Source organism: Nocardioides marinisabuli (assembly GCF_013466785.1).
GTDB classification, from domain to species: domain Bacteria; phylum Actinomycetota; class Actinomycetes; order Propionibacteriales; family Nocardioidaceae; genus Nocardioides; species Nocardioides marinisabuli.
On the sequence record NZ_CP059163.1, the window covers coordinates 824,237 to 842,395 of the forward strand.

The following is an 18,159-nucleotide window of genomic DNA, read 5'->3' on the forward strand; positions in this document are numbered from 1 at the left end:
TCAGTTCTCCTTGAACGGGAAGCCGAGCTGCTTGAGCAGCGCGCGGCCCTGGTCGTCAGTGGTGGCCGTGGTGACCACGGTGATGTCCATGCCGCGCGAGCGGTCGATCTTGTCCTGGTCGATCTCGTGGAACATGACCTGCTCGGTCAGACCGAAGGTGTAGTTGCCGCGACCGTCGAACTGGCCGGGGTTGAGGCCCCGGAAGTCGCGGATGCGGGGCAGCGCCAGGGTCAGCAGGCGGTCCAGGAACTCCCACATGCGGTCGCCGCGCAGCGTGACGTGCGCACCGATCGGCATGCCCTCGCGCAACTTGAACTGCGCGATGGACTTGCGGGCCTTGGTCACGGTCGGCTTCTGACCGGTGATCGCGGTGAGGTCCTTGACCGCGCCCTCGATCAACTTCGAGTCGCGCGCGGCCTCGCCGACGCCCATGTTGACCACGATCTTGGTCAGGCCGGGCACCTGCATGACGTTCGCGATCTCGAACTCCGCCTTGAGCGCGGGGAGGATCTCCTCGCGGTAGCGGGTCTTGAAGCGCGGCGGGACCTTCGCCGAGATCTCCGGCGCGTCGGTGGTCTGGGTCTCAGTCATCTCAGATCTCCTTGCCGGACTTGCGCGAGATGCGGACGCTGCGCTCGGCCTCGTAGGTCGAGCCGTCGGGGCGGCGCTTGGTGACCTGGTCACGGCGGAAGCCGATCCGGGTCGTGCCGTCGCCCTCGACGAGCATCACGTTGGAGACGTGGATGGGGGCCTCGGCCGTGATGATGCCGCCGGTGTTGCCGGCGCGACCACCCTGGTTGACGACCTTGGTGTGGCGCTTGATGCGGTTCACACCCTCGACGATCACCCGCTGCTCCTCACGGAGCACCTGGATGACCTTGCCCTCGGCACCCTTGTCCTTGCCGGCGATCACCTTCACGGTGTCGCCCTTCTTGATGTTCACACTCTTCGCCATGGCTCAGAGCACCTCCGGGGCGAGCGAGATGATCTTCATGAACTTCTTCTCACGAAGCTCACGACCGACGGGGCCGAAGATGCGCGTACCGCGCGGCTCGCCATCGGTCTTGAGGATCACTGCCGCGTTCTCGTCGAAGCGGATGTAGGACCCGTCGGCCCGGCGGCGCTCCTTGACGGTGCGCACGATGACGGCCTTGACGACGTCACCCTTCTTCACGTTGCCGCCGGGGATCGCGTCCTTGACGGTGGCGACGATGGTGTCGCCGATACCGGCGTAGCGCCGACCCGAGCCGCCGAGAACACGGATGCAGAGGATCTCCTTCGCACCGGTGTTGTCGGCGACCTTGAGTCGCGACTCCTGCTGAATCATCGATTTCTCCTGGTTGTCGTGCCGGTTCTCGGCGTCTCAGGGACGGCGAGCCTGGCCGAACTGGTGGGGTTGTTCTCTCGCGCGGGGCGAGGGGTCACTTGGCGCGCTCGAGGATCTCGACCACGCGCCAGCGCTTGGTCGCCGACAGCGGACGGGTCTCCATGATGAGGACCCGGTCGCCGGTGCCGCACTCGTTCTGCTCGTCGTGCGCCTTGAGCTTGCTGGTCTTGCGCAGCACCTTGCCGTAGAGGGCGTGCTTGACGCGGTCCTCGACGGAGACGACCACGGTCTTGTCCATCTTGTCGCTGACGACGAGACCCTCGCGGACCTTGCGGTCGTTGCGCGGGGTGCCGTTGTCGACTGCCTGCTCGCTCATGCGGCACCGTCCTCGTTCTCGTCGCTGCCCGGAGCGGTCCGGATGCCGAGCTCGCGCTCACGCACCACGGTGTAGATCCGGGCGATGTCCTTCTTGACCGTCCGCAGACGACCGTGGCTCTCCAGCTGGCCGGTGGCCGCCTGGAACCGGAGGTTGAAGAGCTCCTCCTTGGCCTCGCGCAGACGTGCCTCGAGGTCGACGTCGTTCATCTCGTCGAGCTCGTGGGCCTTGACACCGTTGGCCATCAGAATTCACCCGCCTCTCGCGAGATGAACCGGCACTTCATGGGGAGCTTGTGCATCGCGCGGCGCATGGCCTCGCGAGCGACGTCCTCAGAGACACCGGAAAGTTCGAACATGACGCGGCCGGGCTTGACGTTCGCCACCCACCACTCGGGGGAGCCCTTACCCGAACCCATGCGGGTCTCGGCAGGCTTCTTGGTCAGCGGGCGGTCGGGGTAGATGTTGATCCACACCTTGCCGCCTCGCTTGATGTGACGGGTCATGGCGATACGAGCCGACTCGATCTGTCGGTTCGTGACGTAGTGACCCTCCACCGCCTGGATACCGAAGTCACCGAAGGCGAGCTGCGTGCCGCCCTTGGCCATGCCGGTGCGCTTGGGGTGGTGCTGCTTGCGGTGCTTGACGCGACGGGGCATCAACATTTTCTCAGGCCTCCGATCCGGCCGTGGACTCAGCGGGGGTGCTCGCGGGAGCGGCAGCCTGCGCCGGCGCGTCGGCGGCGGGGGCCGAGCCCTCGCGGTCCGAACGCGTCGGGCGGTCGCCGCGCGAACCGCGGCTGGGGCGCTCGCCACCGCGCTGGGGGCGGTTGCCGCCGCGGCCGGGGACACCGGCACGGGCAGCGGCCTGGGCCTGGCGCTCGGCACGCGAGCCGGACACCTCACCCTTGTAGATCCAGACCTTCACGCCGATGCGGCCGAAGGTGGTCTTGGCCTCGTAGAAGCCGTAGTCGATGTCGGCACGCAGGGTGTGCAGGGGCACGCGGCCCTCGCGGTAGAACTCCGTGCGCGACATCTCGGCGCCGTTGAGGCGGCCCGAGCACTGGATCCGGATGCCCTTGGCACCCGAGCGCATCGTCGTCTGCATCGCCTTGCGCATCGCGCGGCGGAACTGCACACGACCGGCGAGCTGCTCGGCGACACCCTGGGCGACCAGCTGCGCGTCGACCTCGGGGCTCTTGACCTCGAGGATGTTCAGCTGCACCTGCTTGCCGGTGAGCTTCTCGAGCTCGCCGCGGATGCGGTCGGCCTCGGCGCCACGGCGACCGATGACGATGCCGGGACGCGCGGTGTGGATGTCCACACGGACGCGGTCACGGGTGCGCTCGATCTCGACCTTGGCGATGCCGGCCCGCTCCATGCCCTTGCTGAGCAGCTTGCGGATGGCGACGTCCTCGCCGACGTAGGACTTGTACAGCTTGTCGGCGTACCAGCGCGACTTGTGGTCGGTGCTGATACCCAGACGGAAGCCGTTGGGGTTGATCTTCTGTCCCATCAGGCACTCTTTCCGTTCTTCGGGCCGCGCTTGGTGGCCTTGGCGGCCACGACGTCGGCGGGCTGGACGGCCAGGGTGATGTGGCTGGTGCGCTTGTTGATGCGCGTCGCCCGACCCTGGGCCCGGGGGCGCCAGCGCTTCATCGTGGGACCCTCGTCGACCATCGCGACGGAGACGACGAGGTCGGCAGCGGCCAGGCCCTCGGTCGTCTCGGCGTTCGCGATGGCGCTCTCGAGGACCTTGTAGACGGTCTGCGCCGCGGCCTGGGGCGCGAACTTCAGCAGCGCCAGGGCCTCGTCGACGGCCATGCCGCGGACCATGTCCACGACGCGACGCGCCTTCATCGGCGTGATCCGCGTGAAGCGGGCGGTCGCGAAGGCTCCCGGCTGGTCGCCGAGAAGCGTCTCGCGGCGGGCACTCGTGCGCATGCGCTCGGTGGTGCTCATCGGCGACGTCCCTTCCGGTCTTCCTTGACGTGCCCGCGGTAGGTGCGGGTCGGGGCGAACTCGCCCAGCTTGTGACCGACCATCGAGTCGGTGACGAAGACCGGGACGTGCTTGCGACCGTCGTGCACGGCGATCGTGTGACCGATCATGTCCGGCACGATCATCGACCGGCGCGACCAGGTCTTGATGACGTTGTGGGTGCCCTTCTCGTTCTCCGCGTCCACCTTCTTCTGCAGGTGGCCGTCGATGAAGGGGCCCTTCTTCAGGCTGCGAGGCATGTCGTTTACTTCCTACCCTTGCCGGACTTGCGGCGACGGATGATCTGGGAGTCGGAGGCCTTGCGCTTGCGCGTGCGGCCCTCGGGCTTGCCCCAGGGGGACACCGGGTGACGTCCACCGGACGTCTTGCCCTCGCCACCACCGTGCGGGTGGTCGACCGGGTTCATGACCACACCGCGCACGGTCGGGCGCTTGCCCTTCCAGCGCATGCGGCCGGCCTTGCCCCAGTTGATGTTCGACTGCTCGGCGTTGCCGACCTCGCCGAGGGTCGCGCGGCAGCGCACGTCGACGAAGCGCATCTCGCCCGAGGGCATGCGCAGCGTGGCGCGCGAGCCCTCGCGGGCGACGAGCTGGGCGGAGTTGCCGGCCGAGCGGGCGATCTTGGCGCCGCCGCCGGGTCGCATCTCCACGCAGTGGATGGTCGAACCGACCGGGATGTTGCGCAGCGGCAGGTTGTTGCCGGTCTTGATGTCAGCGCCGGTGCCCGACTCGATCACGGTGCCCTGCGCCAGGCCACGAGGAGCGATGATGTAGCGCTTCTCGCCGTCGGCGTAGTGCAGCAGCGCGATGCGCGCGGTGCGGTTGGGGTCGTACTCGATGTGAGCGACCTTCGCGGGGACGCCGTCCTTGTCGTAGCGACGGAAGTCGATGATCCGGTAGGCGCGCTTGTGACCGCCACCCTGGTGCCGGGTGGTGATCCGGCCCTGGTTGTTGCGGCCGCCCTTCTTGGGCAGCGGCACCGTCAGCGACTTCTCCGGCGTCGTGCGAGTGATCTCGACGAAGTCGGCGACCGACGAGCCGCGACGGCCCGGCGTTGTCGGCTTGTACTTGCGGATAGCCATGTGTGTTCAGTCCTCGTGTCGTCAGGCCCGGTCAGGAGACCGGACCTCCGAAGATGTCGATGCGGTGACCCTCGGCGAGGCTGACGATGGCGCGCTTGGTGTCCTTGCGCTTGCCCAGCCCGTTGCGCGTGCGACGGGTCTTGCCGGGGCGGTTCAGCGTGTTCACCGAGGTGACCTTGACGTTGAAGATCTTCTCGACGGCGATCTTGATCTCGGTCTTGTTGGCGTCGGGCCGCACCACGAACGTGTACTTGTTCGTGTCGAGAAGGCTGTAGCTCTTCTCCGAGACGACCGGCGCGAGCAGCACGTCGCGGTGGTCCTTGTGCAGGGTGCTCACTTGGAGGCCTCCTTGGTCGACGTGGCGGTGCCGGCGACGAGCGCGTCGTACGCGCCCTTGCTGAACACGATGTCGTCGGCCGCGAGCACGTCGTAGGTGTTGAGCTGGTCGACGGCCACGAGGTGGACCTCGGGCGCGTTGCGCAGCGAGAGCCAGGTCAGGGTGTCGGTGCGCTCGAGCACGACGAGGAACTTGGTGCGCACGGTGAGCTCGGCCAGCGAGGCCAGCGCGGCCTTGGTGGCGGGCTTGTCACCGGTGACCAGCGACTCGACGACGTGGATGCGGTCGTGGCGCGCCCGGTCGGAGAGGGCACCGCGCAGGGCGGCGACCTTCATCTTCTTGGGGGTGCGCTGGTCGTAGCTGCGCGGCTGCGGGCCGTGCACGGTGCCACCACCGGCGAACTGCGGAGCGCGGGTCGAGCCCTGGCGGGCGCGGCCGGTGCCCTTCTGCTTGTAGGGCTTGCGGCCACCGCCGCGAACCTCGCCGCGGGTCTTGGTGGCGTGCGTGCCCTGACGGGCGGCGGCCTGCTGCGCGACGACGACCTGGTGGATCAACGGGACGTTGACCTTGGCGTCGAAGATGTCGGCGGGCAGGTCGACCTTGACGGTCTTGACAGCCATGCTCAGGCCTCCTGGATGTTCTTGGCGGCCGAACGCAGCACCACGAGACCACCCTTGGGGCCGGGGACGGCGCCCTTCAGCAGGATCAGGCCCTTGTCGGTGTCGACGGCGTGCACGGTGATGTTCTGGGTGGTGACGGTGTCGTTACCCATGCGACCGGCCATCCGCTGACCACGGAACACACGACCCGGCGTGGCGCAGGCGCCGATCGAGCCGGGCTTGCGGTGGTTGCGGTGGGCACCGTGCGAGGCGGAGACGCCGGCGAAGCCGTGACGCTTCATGACGCCGGCGAAGCCCTTGCCCTTGCTGGTGCCCGTCACGTCGATCTCCTCGCCAGCGGCGAAGGTGTCGACCGCGAGCTCCTGGCCCACGGTGTAGCCGGAGGCCGCAGAGGTGCGGAGCTCGACGAGGTGGCGGCGCGGGGTGAGACCCGCCTTGGCGAAGTGACCGGCGCTGGGCTTGTTCACCTTGCGGCCCTCGATCTCGCCGTACCCGATCTGGACGGCGTTGTAGCCGTCGACCTCGGGGGTGCGGACCTGGGTGACCACGTTGGTGCTCGCAGCGATCACGGTCACGGGGACGACGCGGTTGTTCTCGTCCCACAGCTGGGTCATGCCGAGCTTGGTGCCCAGCAGCCCCTTCATGTTGTGTTCGATCGTCATGTCCTCGGACCTCAGAGCTTGATCTCGATGTCGACACCGGCCGGAAGGTCGAGACGCATGAGCGAGTCGACGGTCTTCGGGGTGGGGTCGATGATGTCGATGAGGCGCTTGTGGGTGCGCATCTCGAAGTGCTCGCGGGAATCCTTGTACTTGTGGGGCGAGCGGATGACGCAGTACACGTTCTTCTCGGTCGGCAGCGGCACCGGGCCGGCGACCTTGGCACCCGTGCGGGTGACCGTGTCCACGATCTTGCGCGCCGAGGTGTCGATCACCTCGTGGTCATAGGCCTTGAGCCTGATGCGGATCTTCTGTCCCGCCATAGGTCTCTCTCGTCCTTACTTCTCATCTGCCGCGTGCGTGTCCGGGACGTCCTCGGGCTTGAGTCGGTCCCCCCAGCTGCTCTTCATCCTCCAGCCGACCCCCGCGGTCGGGCGTGTCGCGGGCCGGACGCTGAGTCCGGGCGCAACACAGGACCGGGTCCTGCCTGCTGGTCGTGACCGGATGACGCCCGACGGTTCGTCAGGCTGATCGGGTCTCCCCCCTGCTGTGCAGCAGGAGCGGTGCGGCTGCACGCCGGACACCGAAGTCACGAACCATCATGTGATGGGGAGACGCGATTCAGTAGTCAAGGTGTGCCGCACCCCGGCGACCCGCCGGAGCAACCTGAACATCTTGGCAGACCGTCGCGACGTCGTCCAAATCGAGGCGTGCTCAGCGCCTGCGGTAGGTCAGGTCGGTGATGGAGCGCCCCGCCTCGCGGCCCTTGCGCTCGAACTTGGTCACCGGACGCTCCGCCCAGCGCTCGACCTGCCCGCCCTCCAGGGCCGGCTCCGCGTCGAGCACCTCGAGCATCTGCTCGGCGTAGTCGCCCCAGTCGGTGGCCAGGCGCCAGCGGCCCCCGACCTCCAGCCGCGAGGCGACCATCGAGGCGAAGGGGGCGGAGACCAGGCGCCGCTTGTGGTGTCGCGTCTTGGGCCAGGGGTCGGGGAAGAAGGTCCACAGCTCCGCGAGCCCACCGGGCGCGACCAGGTGCTCCAGGCACCAGGCGGCGTCGACCGAGCAGAACCGGACGTTGTCGGCGCCGGCCGCCGCCACCTCGGCCAGCGAGGCGGCCACCCCCGGGAGCCAGACCTCGAGGGCCAGCACGTTGACGTCGGGCCGGGCCGCGGCGAGCACACCGGTGGCCTCCCCCACCCCGCACCCGATCTCGACGACCAGTGGGGCCTCGCGGCCGAACCAGGAGGCGATGTCGACGCCGGGGCGGTCGACCTCCTCGTCGGGCACCACCCACGCCTGTGCGTGGGCGTCCCAGGCCTCCTGCTGGCTGGGCGTGAACCGGCTGCCGCGCCGGGAGTAGCTGAGGACCTCGCGCATGCGGCGTCCGTCCTCGGTCAGCTTCTGGTGAGGACGGGCGGGGGCGACGCGCAGGTGCTGCTCGGGCATGGGTCCATCATCGCCGCCGCTGCCGTCCGCCGCGGAATCGCGGCGGACGGCGTCGGCTCAGCCCGGCAGGTCGAGGTCCTCGCCCTGCACCGGCAGCATGCTGCAGGCGGAGCTCGCGTCGACCGGGCACAGGTGCAGGGTGCTGGTCCCGGCCCCTGGGTCGTCGGCGAGGACCAGGACGTACCGCTCGTCGAGCCAGGCCGCGTCCACCGCGCGACCCGGGACCGCCAGGACCTGGCTGCCGCCACCGGGGACGCGGCTCAGCGTCACCCGCGTCGTGCCTGCACCTGCCGGAGCGACCGAGGCCACGAGGCCGCCGTAGGGCGCCAGCTCGCCGGCGCCCCGGACCTCGTCGACGAGACGCGCGGCACCGGTCGCGACGTCATAGACCCGGGTGGACCCGTCGCGGTCGACCACCGCGACCTGGGAGCCGCCGGCCGAGGAGGCCCACCCGTACCCGTCGCCGACGGTGGGGACGGGCACGTCGCCGTCGGCCGTGAGCAGCACCAGCTCGCCGTCCTGGGAGACCAGGCCTGCTCCGCTGCCCTGGGCCACATCGGCCAGGTAGCTGTTGCCGGGCAGGCGCCGAGGTGTCGACGTGGTGCCCGCCACCAGGTCACGCACCCACAACCGCTCGGCCCGGTCGATCCAGCCCAGGAACCGTCCGTCGCTCGAGAGCCGGGCGCCCAGGACGTCCTGCGGGGTCAGGGAGTCCACCTCCTCGAAGGCCCACGGGCTCCCCGGCCCCTCGTCGCCGTGGACCGCGTCGAAGCGTCGCACCGTGCTGGTCCGGTCCAGCACGTAGACGAACTCCCGGGTCGCACCGAGCACCTCCTCGACGTCGATGCCCAGCTCGTGGTCGACGCCCTGGGGGTCGAGCACGTGCAGCCGCCCTCCGAGCACGTAGGGCACCGGGCCCGGCACGCCGGTCTCCGACGAGGGTGCCGACGAGGGTGCCGACGAGGACGCCGCCGACGCCTGTTCCGCCGGGGCGCCGACCCCACCGGTCCCTCCCCCGGCGAACGGGAACCCGACGACGGAGACGAGCAGGGTGGCCGCTGCCGCGACCCCGACTCCGCCAAGGGCTCGGTAGCCCCGCAGTGCGCGTCGCTCCCGACCCACGCGCCGCTGGAGAGCGGTGCGGTCGAGGGTGGGGACGGTGGTGGACTCGGCGACGGCGTGCAGCGCGTCGCGGATCTCGGTGGTGCTCATGCGTGGTCCTTCGACAGCTCGAGCGCCGGCAGGGCCACGCGCAGGCGGCCGACGGCGTGGTGGGTCTGGCTCTTGACGGTGCCCTCGGAGCACCCGAGGGCGACGGCGGTCTCGCTCACGCTGAGGTCCTCGAAGTAGCGCAGCACGAGGACCGCACGCATGCGGGGCGGCAGCCGACGCACCTCGGTCCACAGGGCGACGTGGTCGGCTCGGGCTCCGAGGTGGTCGTGGCCGGCGTCGGGGAGGTGCTCGGTGGCCACCTCGCGACGCCGGCGTCGCCAGTGCCGCTGGGCCAGGTTGAGCATGGTGCGCCGGACGTAGGCGTCCGCCGCCCCCTTGTCGCGGATCTGGCCCCAGCGGACGCAGGTCGTGGCCAGCGCGGTCTGCAGCAGGTCCTCGGCCTCGTGGCTGGTGCCGCAGAGCAGGTAGGCGGTGCGGTAGAGCGGCGCCCAGCGCGCCGTCACGAAGTCCTCGAACCCCGGTTCGGGATCAGTCATGTGTCGTCCTTGTGCAGAGACAGTGTCGAGGGGAAGGAGCCGCCAGGACGCCTCGAGGTTGGGTGCGGTGCCCGAGAACTTCGCAGGCGTGCACCGGCAGCCCCTCCGCCCGCAGCGGGGCCCGGACATGCAGAACGGCCCCGGACCGATAGGTCCGGGGCCGATCTGGTGCTGCTGTGCTGGGTGCCGGTCAGCGACCGGCGGGGATCACTTGGTGATCTTGGTGACCCGGCCGGCGCCGACGGTGCGGCCACCCTCACGGATCGCGAAGCGCAGGCCCTCGTCCATGGCGATCGGCTGGATCAGCTCGACCGACATCTCCGTGTTGTCACCCGGCATGACCATCTCGGTGCCCTCGGGGAGGGTCACGACGCCGGTCACGTCCGTGGTGCGGAAGTAGAACTGCGGGCGGTAGTTGTTGAAGAACGGCGTGTGACGGCCGCCCTCCTCCTTCGACAGGATGTAGACCGAGGCGTCGAAGTTGGTGTGCGGGGTCGTGGTGCCCGGCTTGATGACGACCATGCCGCGCTCGACGTCCTCGCGCTTGGTACCGCGCAGGAGCAGACCGACGTTCTCGCCGGCCTGGCCCTCGTCGAGCAGCTTGCGGAACATCTCGACGCCGGTGACCGTGGACTTCTGCGAGGTCTCGCGGATGCCGACGATCTCGACCTCCTCGTTCACCTTGACGATGCCGCGCTCGATGCGACCGGTGATGACGGTGCCACGACCGGTGATCGTGAAGACGTCCTCGACGGGCATGAGGAAGGGCTTCTCGGTGTCGCGCTCGGGCTGCGGGATGTAGGAGTCCACCGCGTCCATGAGCTCGGCGATCGAGTCGACCCACTTCTGCTCGCCCTGCAGGGCCGGGAACGCCGCCACCTGGACGACCGGAAGGTCGTCACCCGGGAAGTCGTACTCCGAGAGGAGCTCGCGCACCTCCATCTCGACGAGCTCGATGAGCTCCTCGTCGTCGACCATGTCGCACTTGTTGAGCGCCACGACCAGGGCCGGCACGCCGACCTGGCGGGCGAGCAGCACGTGCTCACGCGTCTGCGGCATCGGGCCGTCGGTGGCGGCGACCACGAGGATCGCGCCGTCCATCTGCGCCGCACCCGTGATCATGTTCTTCACGTAGTCGGCGTGACCGGGGCAGTCGACGTGCGCGTAGTGGCGCGCCTCGGTCTGGTACTCGATGTGCGCGATCGAGATCGTGATGCCGCGCTGACGCTCCTCGGGGGCCTTGTCGATGGAGTCGAAGGGCGACTCCTCGTTGAGGTCCGGGTGCTTGTCGTGAAGCACCTTCGAGATGGCCGCGGTCAGCGTCGTCTTGCCGTGGTCGATGTGACCGATGGTGCCGATGTTGACGTGCGGCTTGGTCCGCTCGAACTTCGCCTTAGCCACTGGGGGCTCCTCCTGGTGTGGGTTGGTACTTGACTCGTACTTGCTGGGATGGTGCCGAGGAACTCGGAGAGATTACTCGCCGCGAACCTTCTTGATGATCTCGTCGGCGATGTTCGAAGGAACCTCGGCGTACGAGTCGAACTCCATCGAGTACGACGCCTGACCGGAGGTCTTGGACCTCAGGTCGCCGACGTACCCGAACATCTCGGACAGCGGGACGAGCGCGTCGATGACCATGTCACCGTGACGCTCCTCCTGGGCCTGGATCTGGCCGCGACGGCTGTTGATGTCGCCGATGACCGTGCCGAGGAAGCTCTCGGGGGTGGTCACCTCGACGGCGAACATCGGCTCGAGAAGAACCGGCTTCGCCATCCGGACGGCCTCCTTGAAGGCCTGGTTGCCGGCGATCTTGAAGGCCAGCTCGGAGGAGTCGACGTCGTGGTAGGCGCCGTCCTCGAGCGACATCTTCACGTCGACCATCGGGAAGCCGGCGAGCACGCCGAACTCCATGCCCTCCTGGGCACCCTGGTCGACCGAGGGGATGTACTCCTTCGGCACGCGACCGCCGGTCACGTTGTTCTCGAACTGGTAGCCCGCGCCGGCGCCGGTCTCGGGGTCGATGCTGGGACCGACCGAGATGACGACCTTCGCGAACTGGCCCGAACCACCGGTCTGCTTCTTGTGGGTGTAGCTGTGGTTCTTGACCTCCTTGCGGATGGTCTCGCGGTAGGCGACCTGCGGCTTGCCGACGGTGGCCTCGACGCGGAACTCGCGCTTCATCCGGTCGACCAGGATCTCCAGGTGCAGCTCGCCCATGCCGGCGATGATGGTCTGGCCGGTCTCCTCGTCGGACTTGACCGTGAAGGTCGGGTCCTCGTCGGACAGGCGCTGGATCGCGGTGGAGAGCTTCTCCTGGTCGGACTTGGTCTTGGGCTCGATCGCGACCTCGATCACCGGAGCCGGGAAGGTCATCGACTCCAGGACCACCTGGTTCTGCGGGTCGCAGAGGGTGTGCCCGGTCTTGGTGTCCTTCAGGCCCATGACGGCCACGATCTGGCCGGCGCCGACCGACGCGATCTCCTCACGCTTGTTCGCGTGCATCTGGTAGACCTTGCCGATCCGCTCCTTGCGGCCGTTGACCGAGTTGGTCACGGTCGCGCCGGCCTCGAGCTTGCCGGAGTAGACGCGCACGTAGGTCAGCTTGCCCAGGTGCGGGTCGGCGGCGATCTTGTAGGCCAGGCCGGAGAACGGCTCGTCGTCGCTGGGCTTGCGGACGACCGGCTTCTCCTCGTCGTTGACGGCGTGGCCGGTGATGCCCTCGACGTCGATCGGGGAGGGCAGGTACTTGACCACGGCGTCGAGCAGGGGCTGGACGCCCTTGTTCTTGAACGCGGTGCCGCACAGGACGGGGTTGACCTTGTCGGCGAGGGTGGCACGACGGATCGCGGCCTCGAGCTCCTCGACGGTGAAGTCCTCGCCCTCGAGGTACTTGAGCATGATCTCGTCGTCGGCCTCGGAGAGGGTCTCGAGGAACTTCTCGCGGTACTCGGCGGCCTGCTCGGCCAGCTCCGCGGGGATCTCCTCGATCTCGTAGTCCTCACCCATGGTGGTCTCGCCGCGCCAGGTCAGGGCACGCATGCCGACCAGGTCGACGACACCGAGGAAGTCGGACTCCGCGCCGATGGGCAGCTGGAGCACGAGCGGGGTGGAATTGAGGCGCTCGACCATCATGTCGACGCAGCGGAAGAAGTCCGCGCCGGTGCGGTCGAGCTTGTTGACGAAGCACATCCGGGGCACGGAGTACTTGTTGGCCTGGCGCCACACCGTCATGGTCTGGGGCTCGACACCGGCCACGCCGTCGAAGACGGCCACGGCACCGTCGAGCACCCGCAGGGAGCGCTCGACCTCGGCCGTGAAGTCCACGTGGCCGGGGGTGTCGATGATGTTGATCTGGTGGTCCTTCCACCAGCAGGTGGTCGCAGCGGACGTGATCGTGATGCCACGCTCCTGCTCCTGCTCCATCCAGTCCATCGTGGCGCCGCCGTCGTGGACCTCACCGATCTTGTAGGTGATGCCGGTGTAGAACAGGATGCGCTCGGTGGTGGTCGTCTTGCCGGCATCGATGTGCGCCATGATGCCGATGTTGCGGACGACTCGGAGGTCAGTGGTGATGTTGACAGCCACGTGGGGTCGCGTTCCTTAAGTCGGAGGGGCGGTGGGGGCAGGGCGGCCGGGTCGCGGCCGCCCTGCGCAGATCACCAGCGGTAGTGGGCGAAGGCCTTGTTGGACTCGGCCATCTTGTGGGTGTCCTCGCGCTTCTTCACAGCGGCACCGAGGCCGTTGGAGGCGTCGAGGATCTCGTTCATCAGGCGCTCGGACATCGTCTTCTCCCGACGGTCCGCGGCGTACCCGACGAGCCAGCGCAGCGCGAGCGTGGTGCCACGCGTGCCCTTGACCTCGATCGGGACCTGGTAGGTGGCGCCACCGACGCGGCGCGACTTGACCTCGATGGCCGGCTTCACGTTGTCCATGGCGCGCTTGAGCGTCACCACGGGGTCGGTGCCGGTCTTCTCGCGGCAACCCTCGAGCGCGCTGTAGACGATGCGCTGGGCGACCTGCTTCTTGCCGTCCTGGAGGACCTTGGAGACGAGCTGGGTGACCAGCTGCGACCCGTAGACCGGGTCGACGTCGAGCGGCCGCTTCGGTGCGGGACCCTTGCGCGGCATGTCAGCTCTTCTCCTTCTTCGCGCCGTACCGGCTGCGAGCCTGCTTGCGGTTCTTCACGCCCTGCGTGTCGAGCGAGCCGCGGATGATCTTGTAGCGGACACCGGGGAGGTCCTTCACACGGCCGCCGCGCACGAGCACGATCGAGTGCTCCTGGAGGTTGTGACCGACACCCGGGATGTAGGCCGTGACCTCGACGCCGCTGGACAGGCGCACACGGGCGACCTTGCGCAGGGCGGAGTTCGGCTTCTTCGGGGTGGTCGTGTAGACGCGGGTGCAGACACCGCGTCGCTGGGGCGAACCCTTGAGGGCAGGCGTCTTGTTCTTGGACACCTTGTCCTGGCGGCCCTTGCGGACCAGCTGGTTGATCGTGGGCACCGAGTGGTTCCCCTTCTGTTTCTCTCTCAGTGCGCCGCACTCTGCAGCGCACGATGTTCAAGCGGAGTCTCGACGGAGCTTCTCCGCCGTGTCCGGGTGGTGCTTGCGTTCCGGCGTCGCTCGCCCCCGAGGTCGGGCGTGTCGCCCTTGTCGGCAGCCACCCTGGTGCAGTGGCCTGCGGCTTGTCGGCCCGGTGCAGCGACGATCCTGATCCGCCGGTCTACTTCCGAGCACGCGCAACGGCCTGGTTGTCCCAGACACGAGGAACGAGGCTACCGGGCGCCCGGAGACCGGTCAAAACGCGCCGCCCCCCGAGGAACAGCAGGCTGCTGAGCAGCGTGCCGAGCACCGTCAGCAGCCCTCCGACCACCAGCGTCCAGCGCGCCCCGAAGGCCTCCCCGACCCAGCCGATGAAGGGCGCGCCCAGCGGCGTGCCCCCGATGAAGATCATCATGTAGAGCGCCATCACCCGCCCGCGCATCTCGGGAGCGGTCGAGAGCTGGAGGTGGGCGTTGGCGCTGGTGATCATGGTCAGCGCCGAGAGCCCGAGCAGCGGGCACAGCAGCGCGAAGACGACGTACGACGGCGCGAGGCCGGCGACGACCTCGAGCGAGCCGAACGCCAGCGCCGCACCGACCACGAGCCGGTGGCGCACCTGCACGCGCCGGGCGGCGACCAGGGAGCCGGTCAGCGAGCCGACGGCCAGGAAGGTGCCGAGGAGGCCGTACTCGGTGGGCCCCTTGTCGAAGACCTCGGTGGCCATCAGGGCGCTGGTCATCTGGAAGTTCAGCCCGAAGGTGCCCGCGGAGAAGACGATGCCCAGCAGCAGGAGCAGGTCGGGGCGCCCGCGCACGTAGGCCACGCCCTCGCGCACCTGGCCCGGCCGGCGCGACGACGGCTCGGGGGTGCGCAGCAGCGAGGCGTCGAGGGCGCGCAGGGTCAGCACCGGGGCGGCGTAGCTGAGCCCGTTGAGCAGGATCACCCAGCCGGTGCCGACCACTCCCCCGCCGAAGCCGGCGATCAGCAGCCCGGCCAGCGCGGGGCCGACCAGGCGGGCGGTGTTGAAGCTGGCGGAGTTGAGGCCGACCGCGTTGGTCAGGTCGTCGGGTCCGACGATCTCGGAGACGAACGACTGGCGGGCCGGTGCGTCGAAGGCCGAGGCCACCCCCAGCACGAGAGCCAGCACGTAGACGTGCCAGATCTCGGCGGTGCCGGTGACCGCGAGCAGGCCCAGCACCACGGCGGGCACGGCCATCCCGATGTTGGTCATCTGCAGCAGCCGACGCTTCGGGATGCGGTCGGCGACCAGCCCCGCCCACGGCGAGAGCAGCAGGAACGGCAGGAACTGCAGCCCCGTCGTGATGCCGATGGCCGCACCCGAGCCGGTCAGCAGCAGCACCAGCCAGTCCTGGGCCACCCGCTGCATCCAGGTGCCCGTGTTGGACACCAGCGAGCCGGCGGCGTAGCGCCGGTAGTTCGGGTGGGACAGGGAACGGAAGGTGGGGCTCAACCAGGCTCGCTCACACGGGGTCGTCGGTCACGGGGCACTCGTGGGCACGAACGTCGAGACCCCGCCGGGCATTCCCGGCGGGGTGCCGCCTCAGGTGAGCAGGTCGGTGATCGGGTCGATGGCGAAGTAGACGACGAAGAGCGCCGAGACCAGCCACAGCAGCGGGTGCACCTGGCGGGCCTTGCCGAGCACCAGCTTGATCAGCACGAAGGCCAGGAAGCCGGCGCCGATGCCGACCGAGATGGAGTAGGTGAAGGGCATCAGCACGATGGTCAGGAACGCCGGGAGCGCGATCTCCACGTCGGACCAGCTGATCTGGCCGACCTGCTGCATCATCAGGAAGCCCACCAGCACCAGCGCCGGCACGGCCGCCTCCGAGGGGATCGCCTCGACCAGCGGGGTGAAGAACATCGTGAGCAGGAACAGCGCACCGGTCACGACCGAGGCGAGCCCGGTGCGCGCGCCCTCGCCGACGCCCGAGGCGGACTCGATGTAGGAGGTGTTGGACGAGACACCGCCGGCGCCACCGGCGATGGCGGCCATCGAGTCGACGATCAGGATCCGCTGCATGCTCGGCGGGGTGCCCTCCTCGTCGTTCAGGCCGGCCTCGGCACCGATGGCGGTCATCGTGCCCATGGTGTCGAAGAAGTCGGCCAGCATCAGCGAGAAGACCAGGAGCAGCGCGGCGACGACGCCGATCGAGGCGAAGGCGCCGAAGAGGGAGAACTGGCCCAGGGTGCCGAAGTCGGGCAGGTCGACGAACCCGTCGAAGCGGGGCACCGTCAGCGACCAGCCGCCCGGGTTCTCGTTGCGCGCACCGAGGTCGAGGACGGCCTCCACGACCAGCGCCACGACGGTGGTGGTGAGGATCGCGATCAGGATCGCGCCGCGCACCTGGCGCACCCACAGCGCGACCAGCAGCACCAGGCCGCCGGCGAAGACCAGCACCGGCCAGCCCGACAGGGTGCCGGTGGTGCCCAGCTGGACGGGCACCGAGGTCCCCGCAGCGTCGGGGATGCGGCTGACGAAGCCGGCGTCGACGAAGCCGATGAGCGCGATGAACAGGCCGATGCCGACCGAGATCGCGACCTTGAGCTGGGTGGGCACGGCGTGGAAGACAGCGGTGCGGAAGCCGGTCAGCACCAGCACCAGGATCGCGATGCCCTCGAGCACGACCAGGCCCATCGCGTCGGCCCAGGTCGACTGGGTGGCGATCGAGAAGGCCACGAAGGCGTTGAGGCCGAGCCCGGCGGCCAGGGCCAGCGGGAAGTTGGCCAACGAGCCCATCAGGATCGTCAGCACCCCCGCCACCAGCGCGGTGCCCGCGGCGATCGCCGCCAGGTTGGGCTCGGTGCCGCCACCGAGGTAGTTGCCCTCCGAGTCCGGCACGTAGCCGAGGATCAGCGGGTTCAGCACGACGATGTAGGCCATCGTCAGGAACGTCACGATGCCGCCGCGCACCTCCCGCCCCACGGTGGAGCCGCGCTCGGAGATCTTGAAGAAGCCGTCGATACCGGACCTGGCCGGCGCCGTCTGGGTGCTCACGGACGCAGAGCATCCCAGGAGCCGACCACCCGCTGTCAACGCGGGTCCGGTGGTGGACACCCCCGACCACTACAGTCGGCTCGTGGACCTGCGCGACGACCAGCCCGGCAAGCACGAGATCGGCAACCGCACGTTCCTCGTGGCCGACGTCGAGCCCCTCGACGTCGACGGGGTGCGCACCGTCGAGGTCGGCACCGGCGTGTGGCTGGTCGCCTTCGTGGCGCTGCTGCCCTTCTACGGCGAGCTGCAGACCCAGGGGCGCACCTGGTGGCTGTGGACCTGCCTGACCGGCTTCGGGCTCGGGCTGCTGGGCCTGGAGTACTGCCGGCGCCGGCGCGCGACCCGCCGCGAGCTCGACGAGCAGGCGCACGGGACCACCGACGACGGGCCCGCGGCCCCGTGAGCGACCCCGCACCGGTGCCGGCGAGTCGCTGGGCCCAGGCCGGCCCCGAGGCCACCGAGGGCTTCGGCCGGCGCTTCGCCGAGCTGGTCGCGACCGGCCAGGACGTCGACGGCGAGGCCCGCCTGGCCGACGCCCTCCTGCCCCGCGGTGGCCGGGTGCTCGACGTCGGGGCCGGGATGGGCCGGGTCAGCGCCGCGCTGCAGGCGCGGGGCCACCGGGTGACCGCCGTCGAGCCCGACGGCGCGCTGGTCGAGCAGTGCCGGGCGACGTACCCGGAGGTCGACGTGGTGCACGCCGACCTGCTCGAGCTCGACGACGCCCGGGTGGCCGGCGTGCTCGGCGACCGGCCGCACCAGGTCGACCTGGTGGTGTGCGTCGGCAACGTCGTGGTCTTCCTCGCCGAGGGCACCGAGCGCCGGGCGCTGGCGACGATGCGGTCCCGGCTGGCGCCGGGCGGGCGCGTCCTGGTCGGGTTCCACCTGGTCGGTGGCCCCGAGCACGCCCGCAGCTACCCGCCCGAGGAGTTCGTCGCCGACGTCGACGCCGCGGGGCTGCGCGTGCAGCACCGCTTCGGCTCCTACGAGCTGCACCCGCCCTCCGACGAGTACGCCGTGTGGGTGCTCAGCGCCGCCGACTGAGTCGCG

General features: G+C 69.4%; 24 protein-coding genes and 1 pseudogene. 2 read left to right on the forward strand and 23 right to left on the reverse strand.

The features are described from left to right. The 23 genes and pseudogenes from rplE to H0S66_RS04015 form a co-directional block, all read right to left on the reverse strand. On the reverse strand, positions 1-591 hold the full coding sequence (rplE, locus tag H0S66_RS03905; protein WP_204797247.1) for a 50S ribosomal protein L5: 591 nt from the start codon (positions 589-591) through the stop codon (positions 1-3). Position 592: 1 nt separating this feature from the next. Further along, positions 593-955, reverse strand: coding sequence for a 50S ribosomal protein L24 (gene rplX, locus H0S66_RS03910; RefSeq protein ID WP_218876218.1), 363 nt, complete (start codon positions 953-955; stop codon positions 593-595). 3 nt (positions 956-958) lie between these two features. Next, positions 959-1,327, reverse strand: a complete 369-nt coding sequence (rplN, locus tag H0S66_RS03915; protein WP_068105909.1) for a 50S ribosomal protein L14 — start codon at positions 1,325-1,327, stop codon at positions 959-961. A 94-nt stretch (positions 1,328-1,421) separates the two neighbouring features. Continuing rightward, entirely contained in the window at positions 1,422-1,703 is a 282-nt protein-coding gene (gene rpsQ, locus H0S66_RS03920; RefSeq protein WP_179614235.1) for a 30S ribosomal protein S17, read from the reverse strand. After that, positions 1,700-1,948, reverse strand: a complete 249-nt coding sequence (rpmC, locus tag H0S66_RS03925) for a 50S ribosomal protein L29 (RefSeq protein ID WP_068105914.1) — start codon at positions 1,946-1,948, stop codon at positions 1,700-1,702. Before rpmC ends, rpsQ begins: the two co-directional genes overlap by 4 nt. Next, complete coding sequence (gene rplP / locus H0S66_RS03930) at positions 1,948-2,367, reverse strand: 50S ribosomal protein L16 (RefSeq protein WP_179614236.1); 420 nt, start codon at positions 2,365-2,367, stop codon at positions 1,948-1,950. The genes rpmC and rplP overlap by 1 nt, the downstream gene beginning before the upstream one ends. Positions 2,368-2,371: 4 nt before the next feature. After that, positions 2,372-3,217: a 30S ribosomal protein S3 gene (gene rpsC / locus H0S66_RS03935; protein ID WP_179614237.1), complete on the reverse strand. Its 846-nt coding sequence runs from the start codon at positions 3,215-3,217 to the stop codon at positions 2,372-2,374. After that, positions 3,217-3,663 carry a 50S ribosomal protein L22 gene (gene rplV, locus H0S66_RS03940; protein WP_179614238.1) on the reverse strand — a complete coding sequence of 149 codons (447 nt, stop codon included), beginning with the start codon at positions 3,661-3,663 and terminating at the stop codon, positions 3,217-3,219. Before rplV ends, rpsC begins: the two co-directional genes overlap by 1 nt. Further along, positions 3,660-3,941, reverse strand: coding sequence for a 30S ribosomal protein S19 (rpsS, locus tag H0S66_RS03945; RefSeq protein WP_179614239.1), 282 nt, complete (start codon positions 3,939-3,941; stop codon positions 3,660-3,662). Before rpsS ends, rplV begins: the two co-directional genes overlap by 4 nt. Before the next feature lie 5 nt (positions 3,942-3,946). Beyond that, positions 3,947-4,783: a 50S ribosomal protein L2 gene (rplB, locus tag H0S66_RS03950; RefSeq protein ID WP_179614240.1), complete on the reverse strand. Its 837-nt coding sequence runs from the start codon at positions 4,781-4,783 to the stop codon at positions 3,947-3,949. Positions 4,784-4,814: 31 nt separating this feature from the next. Continuing rightward, positions 4,815-5,120, reverse strand: a complete 306-nt coding sequence (rplW, locus tag H0S66_RS03955; RefSeq protein ID WP_179614241.1) for a 50S ribosomal protein L23 — start codon at positions 5,118-5,120, stop codon at positions 4,815-4,817. An 11-nt stretch (positions 5,121-5,131) separates the two neighbouring features. Beyond that, positions 5,132-5,740 (reverse strand): annotated as a pseudogene (rplD, locus tag H0S66_RS03960) (50S ribosomal protein L4); the annotation flags it as partial. Positions 5,741-5,742: 2 nt separating this feature from the next. Next, positions 5,743-6,402 carry a 50S ribosomal protein L3 gene (gene rplC / locus H0S66_RS03965; protein ID WP_179614243.1) on the reverse strand — a complete coding sequence of 220 codons (660 nt, stop codon included), beginning with the start codon at positions 6,400-6,402 and terminating at the stop codon, positions 5,743-5,745. Positions 6,403-6,413: 11 nt separating this feature from the next. Continuing rightward, positions 6,414-6,722, reverse strand: coding sequence for a 30S ribosomal protein S10 (rpsJ, locus tag H0S66_RS03970; protein ID WP_008360994.1), 309 nt, complete (start codon positions 6,720-6,722; stop codon positions 6,414-6,416). A 391-nt stretch (positions 6,723-7,113) separates the two neighbouring features. Further along, a complete protein-coding gene (trmB, locus tag H0S66_RS03975) occupies positions 7,114-7,845 on the reverse strand; it encodes a tRNA (guanosine(46)-N7)-methyltransferase TrmB (protein WP_179614244.1) in 732 nt (243 codons plus the stop codon). A 57-nt stretch (positions 7,846-7,902) separates the two neighbouring features. Further along, positions 7,903-9,057, reverse strand: a complete 1,155-nt coding sequence (locus H0S66_RS03980) for a hypothetical protein (RefSeq protein WP_179614245.1) — start codon at positions 9,055-9,057, stop codon at positions 7,903-7,905. Then, positions 9,054-9,554, reverse strand: coding sequence for a SigE family RNA polymerase sigma factor (locus H0S66_RS03985; RefSeq protein WP_179614246.1), 501 nt, complete (start codon positions 9,552-9,554; stop codon positions 9,054-9,056). The genes H0S66_RS03980 and H0S66_RS03985 overlap by 4 nt, the downstream gene beginning before the upstream one ends. A 207-nt stretch (positions 9,555-9,761) precedes the next feature. Beyond that, entirely contained in the window at positions 9,762-10,955 is a 1,194-nt protein-coding gene (tuf, locus tag H0S66_RS03990; RefSeq protein WP_179614247.1) for an elongation factor Tu, read from the reverse strand. Positions 10,956-11,027: 72 nt separating this feature from the next. Further along, positions 11,028-13,088 carry an elongation factor G gene (gene fusA / locus H0S66_RS03995; protein ID WP_218876219.1) on the reverse strand — a complete coding sequence of 687 codons (2,061 nt, stop codon included), beginning with the start codon at positions 13,086-13,088 and terminating at the stop codon, positions 11,028-11,030. Between the two features lie 122 nt (positions 13,089-13,210). Further along, positions 13,211-13,681, reverse strand: a complete 471-nt coding sequence (gene rpsG, locus H0S66_RS04000) for a 30S ribosomal protein S7 (protein WP_179614249.1) — start codon at positions 13,679-13,681, stop codon at positions 13,211-13,213. 1 nt (position 13,682) lies between these two features. After that, the gene (rpsL, locus tag H0S66_RS04005; RefSeq protein ID WP_179517431.1) at positions 13,683-14,057 is read right to left on the reverse strand and encodes a 30S ribosomal protein S12; all 375 of its coding nucleotides are present in this window, start codon (positions 14,055-14,057) and stop codon (positions 13,683-13,685) included. A gap of 220 nt (positions 14,058-14,277) precedes the next feature. Beyond that, entirely contained in the window at positions 14,278-15,567 is a 1,290-nt protein-coding gene (locus tag H0S66_RS04010) for an MFS transporter (RefSeq protein WP_179614250.1), read from the reverse strand. 90 nt (positions 15,568-15,657) lie between these two features. Next, on the reverse strand, positions 15,658-17,112 hold the full coding sequence (locus H0S66_RS04015; protein ID WP_219633612.1) for an NCS2 family permease: 1,455 nt from the start codon (positions 17,110-17,112) through the stop codon (positions 15,658-15,660). An 82-nt stretch (positions 17,113-17,194) separates the two neighbouring features. On the opposite strand from H0S66_RS04015, the gene H0S66_RS20285 reads away from it, so the two are divergent. Together H0S66_RS20285 and H0S66_RS04025 are read left to right on the forward strand one after the other, a co-directional pair. Then, entirely contained in the window at positions 17,195-17,515 is a 321-nt protein-coding gene (locus H0S66_RS20285) for a DUF2530 domain-containing protein (protein WP_258017085.1), read from the forward strand. Next, positions 17,512-18,153 carry a class I SAM-dependent methyltransferase gene (locus H0S66_RS04025; protein ID WP_218876220.1) on the forward strand — a complete coding sequence of 214 codons (642 nt, stop codon included), beginning with the start codon at positions 17,512-17,514 and terminating at the stop codon, positions 18,151-18,153. Before H0S66_RS20285 ends, H0S66_RS04025 begins: the two co-directional genes overlap by 4 nt. The last annotated feature ends 6 nt before the right edge of the window (positions 18,154-18,159 follow it).